We start from the raw sequence: 8,339 nt of genomic DNA on the forward strand, positions 1-8,339 counted from the left end.
GAGGAAAACGTATGCTGACTGAGACAACAACCGCGAAGACCTACGGACTTCTGCCTATCGTCGATGGTCCGTGGGAGGGTGGTCGAATGGCTCATGCAGTTGGGACATTTGAAACCGAGGGCGTCGAGATAGCGATGCCGTGGACTGCACCGCCGCTTGGGGTAGAGCGGGTTCGCTACTATCGGCAGCAAAGCGAAACCGGCTTTGTTTGGAGTGTCACGATTCCGCCCAACGTGCGGGAATTGATGCTTGAAGAAGAATCCGACATTCGACGCATCGTCGGTTAAGCGGATTACACGGAAAAGCGGGTTGGGCCGGGTGACGGGCGAAACGATGAAGAAGGAAATCAAATGAAAATCGGTTTTAAAGAGAGCTTGCCGAAGCCGGTTGGCGAGGAAACGGGAAAACGTCGCACTGTCGTGACGTTTTCGGTTCTCTGTGCGCTCGGCTTGGTCGCCCTGGTTGTCGTGATCTGGTTTCCTGAGCGGTGCCAATCCGTCGCTGCGATTGTCTTTCTGATGGCGGGAGGCTATGGAGCGCTGGCTGTTGAGGCTTATGAGGGAACGCTCAAAATCTTCCCCCGAAAGCGTAGCGACGCCGCTAAAGGCGACTAAACCCTCGGAAAAGACCATGCAAGCTATTCGCGCCACCCTCGGTAAGATTGAGGAACACGCCCGCGCCGTTGCGGTAGGTGTCACTGCTGTGATTGTGCTAGTGGCGTTTGCGCGCCCGTATATCGCAGACCTAGCTCAGTTCTATCTGAACGAAGCTGGGATGCCGCAGCCGCAACTTGTCATGAAGCCGGGATATCAAGTCCTGATAGACGGACACGCGGTGCCTATCGTGGGCAACGATGAGTGCCCGCAAGAGAAAGACGCGCAGAAGGCGTTCTGGCTTGGTGGCAGACCAGACGACATTCCGGCGATGGGGTGCGTCGTCGTCGGGTCGACAACAAAAGAAGTCCATGTTCGGGTGAACTCCAACGTTCTGGAAGTCTGGAAGGTGGTGCATCAGGAGCGGGGCGGTTTCCCAGCGACGCTGTTGGTGCGTCCGAACGGCGATTACATCGCTGAAGCGAAGTAACACGGAGAAGCGCCTCAATGGAAAACTACACCTACGACCAAATCACCGCAGCGGCCAAGCAAATCGTTACAGACGAGTTGGCTCGCGCGGAGAAAGAGACCGACCCGGAAACGGCGCGGCATCTTCGCGGCTACGCAGCGGGTGCATGGCTTCTGTGGCAGACCGTCACGCGCGATCAGGTAACTGACCCGGCTCGGCGCGAGGACAGCAAGGCGTTCAAGAAACTGCTTGGTTTGCCCGATTGATCGGTGAATTCAGCTAGGAAAAGCACACATGCGCTACAAGGTTCTCGCCGTCGCGGCATTGCTGATTTTCACCACTAGCGGCGCGTTTGCTGCCTCGGCTGCCGACTTACTGAAGCAGCAGCGATCGCGCATCAACGCTGCGATAACCGCGCGGAACGCGTTGCTCGATCGCATCCACTTTACCGGGCATAACGACGACTCTCTCCAGCTTGCCTCAATCAATGCCTCGGAGCTGACGGTCGCATATGCGTTGCAAGCGCTGGAGAACGTTATTGAGTTGGTTCGTCCCGCCGCACGGCAGACGAATAGCGGAGGCGCAGGCGCAGGCGCAGGCAGTCTGAGAGGAGTCGGCGAACCTATGCTGACGCTTTGCCAAGTTCAGATGACTCAAATGGCCTCCGATAGCGCCGAACTTGTGGATTGGCGGATTCGAGACGAAGTGCAAAAGCAAATCGAAAACGTCAGGGCGGCATGTGGCGCTATCGGCGCTGTTACGAACTAGACCCACCGGAAAAACTCATGCTGAAATTTGTTGGTTTCATGGCGGCTCCGGGCCTAGCCTTGTTGCTCGCGAGCGGACTAGCGCACGCGTATCCGACTGACTTTTGTTACGAGCGCTCGCATTTCGCGCTGATGGCGGCACAGGATCGCGACAAGTTCTTCAACAAGCAGAGTGACCAGGGCGAAGACTATGCGAAAAAGACGTGGGCATATATCCTTAGGGACCATAGCAAGCGTGAAATTGACGAGCACACGGACATCATCGCCACGGTTTGGGAGGTCATGCAAGGTCAGACTCCAGACGCGATTGAAACGATAGTCCTGCAAGACTGCTTGAAGCGCCCTGAACGCTACCGGTAGAAAGGAAAAGCCACGGATGCTGAACCATTCACTCCATAAAGTCGTCTTAGCGGCAATGTTCACGTTTGTTGCGGCAGCTGCGCGTGCAGGGGATCTTCCAGATCCGCGGTTCACCCCCGGCGCGATTAACCCCAACGTAACTCAAGCCAATATTCATCAGACGGTGTGCGCCAAGGGCTACACCAAGACAATCCGCCCTCCGGCGTACTACACAAATGCTCTAAAGAAGCGCCAGATCGAACAATTCGGCCACGGTGACCGCAAGGCGCGTGACTACGAGGAAGACCATCTTGTGGCTCTTTCTATTGGCGGCGCACCCACCGACGAACGCAACTTGTGGCCGCAGCCACGCAATAGCGAGTGGAGTGCTGATAGGAAAGATGAGCTTGAGTTTGTGCTTTACAAGATGGTCTGCAATGAGGAAATTTCGTTGAAGCAAGCGCAACGGGAAATGGCAACGGACTGGATTGACGCTTGGAAGCGATACGTGCCGAGGCACCCTGATTACCGGTTCAAGGGCGAATAAGAAAGGCTGGTGTGGCCGTATTCCAAAGGTCGCGCTACGAACGTGAGACAACCAAGTGAACAGACTGGAGAAATGCGTGGCAAGCTACCGTGAACTTCTGAAGCAACGTGAGGCACTGCAAAGGCAAATTGACGCCGCGCAAGAGCAGGAAGTGACTGCTGCGATCGAAAAGGTTCGCGAGATCATCAACGAGTACTCGCTGACGCCGGAGCAGGTATTTGCTCAACCCAGAGGCAAGCGCGGGCCGAAGTCGGGGACCAAACCGGCGAAGTATCGCGATCCAGTGTCCGGTGCTACATGGAGCGGCATGGGACGTGAGCCGTTGTGGATCAAAGGGCAGTCGCGGGAGCAGTTTCTGATTCAGGACTGACACCAAGGGCAAGCTAGACTTCGAGCACGGTGCGTCTACGCGCCACGGGGGATTCTAATGAAAGAAACGAAAGACAAGAAAGAAACGGTTATCTTCAACGAAGGCAACGTCACGGTGACGGACGTCCGGTTCATTACGCCGCATGAAACGTACGCCATGAGCGGTGTGACGTCGGTGCGCAAGCTGCGCGAGGAACCGAAGCGCGCGGCGATGCTCTTTCTCTGCCTCGTCGGTGTCATCTTTGCTGCTTTCGGGACTAATCTGGCGATGCATGTCATTGGCGCCTTTGTCGCGATCGCCGCGTTCGCGGCAGCCGCCAGCCAAAAACCGACTTTCTTCATCGTCATCAAGACCGCATCGGGCGAATCACGTGCGCTCATAAGCAGCAGCAACGAATTTATCGACCGCGTAGTTGGAGCGGTCAACGATGCCATCGTCGTCCGCGGCTGATGACGACCGTTGCTCGATTTGACAACCGGGAAAAGGGGTTCTTGATGAGTCGCGAAGATGGGGAAAGCATCGACGAGGAACAGCTTGACTCGGTAGCCGAGCCGATCAATGAGCATTGGGCGGAGCAGATGGGAGAGGACGCCCGACCGTACGTCGAGCCCATTTGGCACGGTTCGATTCTTCCCGCTTTGAAGGTGAACGCGCTCGCCGAAAATTGGACCGCCGAGCAGTTCCGTGAGCGATGCATACGCGCCTTGAGAGCAACGGTTGACTTGTTTTACGCCCTGCACATAAATGCGGGTTCAAATTACACGAAGGAGAACGAGAAGCCACGGTATTATTGGGCGCACCAGAAGTTCAACATCCTCAGCGCCAATGATGCGACACGCGGGATGAGCATCCAGAAAGACGAGATGCTGCGCGTCGCAGCTGAATACCTCAGCCATCCCGAAATTCGAACCAACAAATTCGATTGGCTGCTGCTCGATGCGATCGTGTTCGCGGAACTCGACGCATTTTCCTATCACGTCTCTGGCTTTGCGGCAACGTTCGCTAACGGCAACCCGGCCAAATACTTTGCGCTGTCGGCTCTCTTCAAGGTGATCGGCTTTGCCCTTGGATACTTGTTGTTGCCGGCGATCGCATACTTCGCATTTAGCAGGGGGCAGGAGACGACAGGTTGGTCCATTGCTGGACTGTGGGTGGTATCGGTTGTGTGGTCGCTCATCGGACTGCCATTTCGATGGGGGGCGCGTCGCAAGAAGAAGGAGCTCTTGAACCAGATGCTCGACCTGTATCGAGTCCTTGGTGACAGCACGATTTCACCCCGACTCTTGAAGGGTGCACTGGACAAGGCAGCGGCGGAGGGTGTGGTGCTTGATGGCGCGGTGTTCAGCATTGTCGACAGGATCATTACCAGAGACGCGACGGCATTTGTTCCCAGCCGGATCGGATAGACCAAAAATGAAAACGCGAATCCTGTACCGCGCGAATCAATAGGAAAAGTAGTTCTCACAAGGGCAAAGCTATGCTGAAGCGGATACTGGAATTTCTCGATGCGCGAAAGGTGGCTGCGCAGCAATCGAAGCTCGTTTCCGCGGGGATGGAACATGGTCGGACTGTCGGGACGGTGATCGTATCCCATACGACGGTGGTGCGCCTCGAAGATGCGTCTTTCATGCCAAATCAAGGTGCCGCGCTGTGCGGCTACATCTACGGTTTCTCGGATGTGGCTTGTCAGCACGTCGGATTGGATAGGGGCGGCCTTGCCTCGGTAAACGCAGCGGTCACCGCTCTGAATATGGCAGTCGCGCCGGACAAGGCTAGTCAGATGATCGACCTGTTCTTTGTGAAAGGTGAACAGAAGTCCGAATTTGAGCGCGGAATGCAGATGGGAGCATCCGGCGCAAACGGCTGGCTGAACAAGGAGCGTTGGTCGGACGGACTGCGCGCTGTGGTGGCACCTCTCATTGGCGAGCGCTGAGCCGAAAACGGATCGGAAAAGCATGGGCAAGATTATTTCCTTGGCCGCGCATCGCCAACGTCGAAATACGAAGGCGAGCAACGCTCTCAACGACGTGTTTAACCGGTCGATGCTTCTTGCGGCGACGGCGCTTGTCCGAAAGCATTTCCCCGAAGTAAAACTGAGCGACGCGTGGACGTATCATTTTCATGAGGAGCATTGGGAATTTCACGGTCCTGACGATTTCTGTTGGCACGGCAGTGCCGACGGTGCCTACGACGCCCGCTATCACGGCTGGATGGCGTGGCTGGAAAAACAGGGCATCGCGCTCGAAGCAAATTGATGGGAAAATCATCCGGCGCGTGCGCGCCCCACAGCCGGCCGGATGCCGGACGAACTGGAGTCCACATGCAAGTAGCGAAAGTGACTGTGAACGACGAAACGCTGGTTGTTCGCGCCGGTGAGGAACAGCAAGCAATTCATGCGCTCGCCGGAGACGATGCCGCTAACGCCGATGTTCGCATCGACCATGCCGACATACCGCAGGCCGAGTTCGACGCGCTTCCCGAGTATCAGTAACACGCAGTGGAAAACACCATGCCAAACATCGAGCGAAAAGAAGAATTTCGGGCAGCGCTGATCGAGCTGGTCAACGGCCACATCAAGTCACAAGGCATTGGGCCGCAAGAAGTTGCGGCGGTGTTTGCGGAAGAGGCCAACACCGCGCTCGATCACTTAGGCTGGAAGCCCCACGCGCAACGTGCCGCGTCTGAGCATCTGGTGGCCGCCGCAGCATGCCTGAACGAGGGTCGCGTGATTCCCGTACCGGGCTTCGACGCGCTGTTCCCCAGCAGCGAAGCACTCAACTAACGGCAGCACGGAAAAGCATCTAGCGCGCGAGCGCCGAAAGACGGTAAGAGATACGACGATGGGAAAGACCTGTTGGACATGGAAGTTGCTGTGCTGGCTCGTTGTTGCATGTGCCGCGCTCGCGTTTTACTCGGGATTGCCTGCGGTTGCTGTCATCCTTGGGCTGCTCGCCATAATGCTGTTCTATGTCGATTTTCGCGTTGCAATGAGTGAGCCATTCCGAGAGTCTGCGATTGGCCGCATTGCGCGTGAAGAAGGCGGGCCAACAATGCGGGGCATGGTTTATCTCGCTCTCGCCGTGGCGCTGCTGTTGGCAGGTCAATTTGTCATGGCGTCGGCTGCTCGCTCGGCCCCCACAGAGCCTGTTTCGGCGTTCTGCTTCATCTGCGCTCACTGATCGTAAAAGCAAAGGACACAATGAAAAGCGCCAATGATGTGTTGCTTTGCGACTTTTGCGGAAACAGCCAGCACGTTGCCAAACTGCTCGTCCGCGGCATTGCGGATGCGACGATATGCGATGAATGCATAGATGCGTGTGGTGAGATCGTCGCCGAGCGCCGCGCGCAGAAATTGGAGCGTATGCCGAAGATAGTGAACGCCGCCAAAGAGTGGGCGGCCAAGGCCATCGGAAAGCGATGAGGTAACCGGGAAAAGCGAACCATGTCTAAGTTGACCCCTGCACTCGCACTCCGCGCTGCGATCAACGTGCTGCGTGACTCGGCCGAATCCCGCAAGATGCCATCGGGCGAGCCGCTGAATGACGCCATTGTGCAGCTGCACTTCGACGCTGCGGATACGCTCGAAGAGTCGTTGGCAGATCTTCGAGACCACGAGTAGGAAAATCCATTTCACCGTTGCCTGCGAATATGGGCAACCGTGAACGGACTTGCCGGGGGGCGGCTCTTAGACGGTAGCCAGCCGAGAAAAAGGGAGGGGTATGTGGCAAAAGATTTTTGACGGCAGAATTGAAGAGCGACCCGTCATATTGAAGGAATACGATGACGGTGACGGCGGCCGGGAACTGCGCGTAGAAACAAACTACGGTAAGGACCAGATCGTTGGCGGGGATGCTCCGGGAGTGACTGCTGGTGCGCCGGTATCTGCTGACGATGAAATGCATGTCGATGCATAGACGCCGGAGGAACTGGAGCAACGCCTCGTCGAACAAGGGGGGTTTTCCGCTGCGGGCGCGGAGGAGATCGCGCGCATCGGACGCCTCGCGTGGCTGACGGACGATGACGATTTCGACGATGAGGACGACGGCGAACAGTATCTTGCAAGCCGCCTCGTGAGTGGAGTGCGTATCGCGGAGTTCGATAGCGACATCGTCAGCGGTTTGAAGACCAATACAGTTGACAAGTGGTCACAATATCCCCGCATGCAGATCGCAATTCGCAACTAGGCGGGTGACGCCTACCGCACAATCGGCGTTGATGGCATTGGCGAGTGGATCAACACGCTACAGTGGTTTCTGGATCGGGGTTACACGGATGAACTCGGCCCGGATGGAGGCACATGGAAAGGGTGTGACGCCGTCTTCAGTAAACCACGGTAGAGTATCGGCCCGCGCTCAGAGAACGCTAGGACCGAGAAAAAGCAACGACGGGGAAACGAAATGGTGGCAACAATCTTCTTTTCGTGGCAATACACCTTCGTGAATAACGCACTGGACGAGCGCTATTCGCGCCCTCTGCCGGATCGCGATGTGCTTGCTCTCACTGAGGTCGACGTACCGCCAGAAGAAATTGAGGTGCGCAGACGGATGGAGAAGGTCGGTTATTTCATGGGCATTAAAGAAGGTTTCTCGTTCGTTGATCGCCTCCTTGGCGGCAGCGGCGAGTACCAACTGAATGAGCGCCGTCTCGACTCGGCGCTTGGCGATCTGCGAGCCATCGCCGGTTCCACACCAGCCCACAAGGCCGCTCTGCGGCGCGTTGTGGCTGCGGTGCAGGAAAGCGGCAAAACACCGTGGCCACCCCTAGTTGAACCCGCTCGCGAAGCATAGGAAAACTTATGGCGACGATTCTCAAGCAAGCGAAGTGCGCCGCGCATGCCAGCAGGATTTGCGCGGAGCTGCAAGATAGGCGCCTGACTATGCGGATCACCCCGCAGATTGTTGATCTGGCGAAAATCATGCTTGCGAACGGACAGGACTGGTCGCCCGCGGCGGACAAGATACTGTCCTCAGATAATTCGCTGTGTCTGTGTTCGTATCCAGATGGGGCATGGATCGCAGATACGCACGGCGAAGTGAGCATGACGCGATGGACGAAATTAGAGTGCGTGATCGCGCTGCCCTAGAAACAGGAAAAGTCTATGACCACTTCAAAGCCTCGGTACGTTGTGCGCGATGCGCAGGGCGACGCAGTCCGCGAAACTGAATCCCGCTTTTTCGCGTGGTGGGTGTGGTTTAGGCGGCGCAACTTCGACTACACGGCACATGACCGACGGTCGTGGGTAGAAGACGAATCG

Annotated in this window: 20 protein-coding genes; all 20 read left to right on the forward strand. The window is 56.8% G+C overall.

Annotated features, from left to right (window positions below; genetic code table 11):
• The first annotated feature begins 11 nt into the window (after positions 1-11).
• The 20 genes from M0D64_RS42590 (at position 12) to M0D64_RS42685 (ending at position 8,168) form a co-directional block, all read left to right on the forward strand.
• On the forward strand, positions 12-287 hold the full coding sequence (locus M0D64_RS42590) for a hypothetical protein (protein WP_266240760.1): 276 nt from the start codon (positions 12-14) through the stop codon (positions 285-287).
• Between the two features lie 63 nt (positions 288-350).
• On the forward strand, positions 351-614 hold the full coding sequence (locus M0D64_RS42595; protein WP_266240759.1) for a hypothetical protein: 264 nt from the start codon (positions 351-353) through the stop codon (positions 612-614).
• Positions 615-630: 16 nt separating this feature from the next.
• Entirely contained in the window at positions 631-1,083 is a 453-nt protein-coding gene (locus M0D64_RS42600; RefSeq protein WP_266262044.1) for a hypothetical protein, read from the forward strand.
• 17 nt (positions 1,084-1,100) lie between these two features.
• Positions 1,101-1,328: a hypothetical protein gene (locus M0D64_RS42605; RefSeq protein ID WP_266242128.1), complete on the forward strand. Its 228-nt coding sequence runs from the start codon at positions 1,101-1,103 to the stop codon at positions 1,326-1,328.
• Positions 1,329-1,356: 28 nt separating this feature from the next.
• Positions 1,357-1,830: a hypothetical protein gene (locus tag M0D64_RS42610; RefSeq protein WP_266242129.1), complete on the forward strand. Its 474-nt coding sequence runs from the start codon at positions 1,357-1,359 to the stop codon at positions 1,828-1,830.
• Positions 1,831-1,847: 17 nt separating this feature from the next.
• Positions 1,848-2,189, forward strand: a complete 342-nt coding sequence (locus M0D64_RS42615) for a hypothetical protein (protein ID WP_266242130.1) — start codon at positions 1,848-1,850, stop codon at positions 2,187-2,189.
• Between the two features lie 16 nt (positions 2,190-2,205).
• Positions 2,206-2,715: a hypothetical protein gene (locus tag M0D64_RS42620; protein WP_266242132.1), complete on the forward strand. Its 510-nt coding sequence runs from the start codon at positions 2,206-2,208 to the stop codon at positions 2,713-2,715.
• 76 nt (positions 2,716-2,791) lie between these two features.
• A complete protein-coding gene (locus M0D64_RS42625) occupies positions 2,792-3,085 on the forward strand; it encodes an H-NS histone family protein (protein WP_266242134.1) in 294 nt (97 codons plus the stop codon).
• 57 nt (positions 3,086-3,142) lie between these two features.
• Positions 3,143-3,535 (forward strand): DUF6232 family protein, encoded by a 393-nt coding sequence (locus M0D64_RS42630; protein ID WP_266242136.1) that lies wholly within the window; start codon positions 3,143-3,145, stop codon positions 3,533-3,535.
• A gap of 44 nt (positions 3,536-3,579) precedes the next feature.
• Entirely contained in the window at positions 3,580-4,491 is a 912-nt protein-coding gene (locus M0D64_RS42635; RefSeq protein WP_266242138.1) for a hypothetical protein, read from the forward strand.
• A gap of 71 nt (positions 4,492-4,562) precedes the next feature.
• Positions 4,563-5,018, forward strand: a complete 456-nt coding sequence (locus M0D64_RS42640; RefSeq protein WP_266242140.1) for a hypothetical protein — start codon at positions 4,563-4,565, stop codon at positions 5,016-5,018.
• A 22-nt stretch (positions 5,019-5,040) separates the two neighbouring features.
• The gene (locus M0D64_RS42645) at positions 5,041-5,340 is read left to right on the forward strand and encodes a hypothetical protein (protein WP_266242142.1); all 300 of its coding nucleotides are present in this window, start codon (positions 5,041-5,043) and stop codon (positions 5,338-5,340) included.
• A gap of 65 nt (positions 5,341-5,405) precedes the next feature.
• On the forward strand, positions 5,406-5,576 hold the full coding sequence (locus M0D64_RS42650; RefSeq protein ID WP_266242144.1) for a hypothetical protein: 171 nt from the start codon (positions 5,406-5,408) through the stop codon (positions 5,574-5,576).
• Positions 5,577-5,594: 18 nt separating this feature from the next.
• Positions 5,595-5,867 carry a hypothetical protein gene (locus M0D64_RS42655; RefSeq protein WP_266242146.1) on the forward strand — a complete coding sequence of 91 codons (273 nt, stop codon included), beginning with the start codon at positions 5,595-5,597 and terminating at the stop codon, positions 5,865-5,867.
• A 58-nt stretch (positions 5,868-5,925) separates the two neighbouring features.
• Positions 5,926-6,264 carry a hypothetical protein gene (locus tag M0D64_RS42660; RefSeq protein ID WP_266242148.1) on the forward strand — a complete coding sequence of 113 codons (339 nt, stop codon included), beginning with the start codon at positions 5,926-5,928 and terminating at the stop codon, positions 6,262-6,264.
• A 20-nt stretch (positions 6,265-6,284) separates the two neighbouring features.
• Positions 6,285-6,506, forward strand: a complete 222-nt coding sequence (locus M0D64_RS42665) for a ClpX C4-type zinc finger protein (protein WP_266242150.1) — start codon at positions 6,285-6,287, stop codon at positions 6,504-6,506.
• 21 nt (positions 6,507-6,527) lie between these two features.
• On the forward strand, positions 6,528-6,704 hold the full coding sequence (locus M0D64_RS42670; RefSeq protein ID WP_266242152.1) for a hypothetical protein: 177 nt from the start codon (positions 6,528-6,530) through the stop codon (positions 6,702-6,704).
• Between the two features lie 100 nt (positions 6,705-6,804).
• The gene (locus M0D64_RS42675) at positions 6,805-6,999 is read left to right on the forward strand and encodes a hypothetical protein (protein WP_266242154.1); all 195 of its coding nucleotides are present in this window, start codon (positions 6,805-6,807) and stop codon (positions 6,997-6,999) included.
• 483 nt (positions 7,000-7,482) lie between these two features.
• Positions 7,483-7,872, forward strand: coding sequence for a hypothetical protein (locus M0D64_RS42680; protein WP_266242156.1), 390 nt, complete (start codon positions 7,483-7,485; stop codon positions 7,870-7,872).
• An 8-nt stretch (positions 7,873-7,880) separates the two neighbouring features.
• Positions 7,881-8,168 (forward strand): hypothetical protein, encoded by a 288-nt coding sequence (locus tag M0D64_RS42685; RefSeq protein ID WP_266242158.1) that lies wholly within the window; start codon positions 7,881-7,883, stop codon positions 8,166-8,168.
• The last annotated feature ends 171 nt before the right edge of the window (positions 8,169-8,339 follow it).

Origin of the sequence: Paraburkholderia sp. WS6 (genome assembly GCF_030464835.1) — a bacterium.
GTDB lineage: Bacteria > Pseudomonadota > Gammaproteobacteria > Burkholderiales > Burkholderiaceae > Paraburkholderia > Paraburkholderia madseniana.

Bases quoted from the DNA above. Each gene is read 5' to 3' on its own strand.
- M0D64_RS42590 (WP_266240760.1), top strand. From the start codon at position 12: ATGCTGACTGAGACAACAACCGCGAAGACCTACGGACTTCTGCCTATC.
- M0D64_RS42595 (WP_266240759.1), top strand. From the start codon at position 351: ATGAAAATCGGTTTTAAAGAGAGCTTGCCGAAGCCGGTTGGCGAGGAA.
- M0D64_RS42600 (WP_266262044.1), top strand. From the start codon at position 631: ATGCAAGCTATTCGCGCCACCCTCGGTAAGATTGAGGAACACGCCCGC.
- M0D64_RS42605 (WP_266242128.1), top strand. From the start codon at position 1,101: ATGGAAAACTACACCTACGACCAAATCACCGCAGCGGCCAAGCAAATC.
- M0D64_RS42610 (WP_266242129.1), top strand. From the start codon at position 1,357: ATGCGCTACAAGGTTCTCGCCGTCGCGGCATTGCTGATTTTCACCACT.
- M0D64_RS42615 (WP_266242130.1), top strand. From the start codon at position 1,848: ATGCTGAAATTTGTTGGTTTCATGGCGGCTCCGGGCCTAGCCTTGTTG.
- M0D64_RS42620 (WP_266242132.1), top strand. From the start codon at position 2,206: ATGCTGAACCATTCACTCCATAAAGTCGTCTTAGCGGCAATGTTCACG.
- M0D64_RS42630 (WP_266242136.1), top strand. From the start codon at position 3,143: ATGAAAGAAACGAAAGACAAGAAAGAAACGGTTATCTTCAACGAAGGC.
- M0D64_RS42635 (WP_266242138.1), top strand. From the start codon at position 3,580: ATGAGTCGCGAAGATGGGGAAAGCATCGACGAGGAACAGCTTGACTCG.
- M0D64_RS42640 (WP_266242140.1), top strand. From the start codon at position 4,563: ATGCTGAAGCGGATACTGGAATTTCTCGATGCGCGAAAGGTGGCTGCG.
- M0D64_RS42645 (WP_266242142.1), top strand. From the start codon at position 5,041: ATGGGCAAGATTATTTCCTTGGCCGCGCATCGCCAACGTCGAAATACG.
- M0D64_RS42650 (WP_266242144.1), top strand. From the start codon at position 5,406: ATGCAAGTAGCGAAAGTGACTGTGAACGACGAAACGCTGGTTGTTCGC.
- M0D64_RS42655 (WP_266242146.1), top strand. From the start codon at position 5,595: ATGCCAAACATCGAGCGAAAAGAAGAATTTCGGGCAGCGCTGATCGAG.
- M0D64_RS42660 (WP_266242148.1), top strand. From the start codon at position 5,926: ATGGGAAAGACCTGTTGGACATGGAAGTTGCTGTGCTGGCTCGTTGTT.
- M0D64_RS42665 (WP_266242150.1), top strand. From the start codon at position 6,285: ATGAAAAGCGCCAATGATGTGTTGCTTTGCGACTTTTGCGGAAACAGC.
- M0D64_RS42670 (WP_266242152.1), top strand. From the start codon at position 6,528: ATGTCTAAGTTGACCCCTGCACTCGCACTCCGCGCTGCGATCAACGTG.
- M0D64_RS42675 (WP_266242154.1), top strand. From the start codon at position 6,805: ATGTGGCAAAAGATTTTTGACGGCAGAATTGAAGAGCGACCCGTCATA.
- M0D64_RS42680 (WP_266242156.1), top strand. From the start codon at position 7,483: ATGGTGGCAACAATCTTCTTTTCGTGGCAATACACCTTCGTGAATAAC.
- M0D64_RS42685 (WP_266242158.1), top strand. From the start codon at position 7,881: ATGGCGACGATTCTCAAGCAAGCGAAGTGCGCCGCGCATGCCAGCAGG.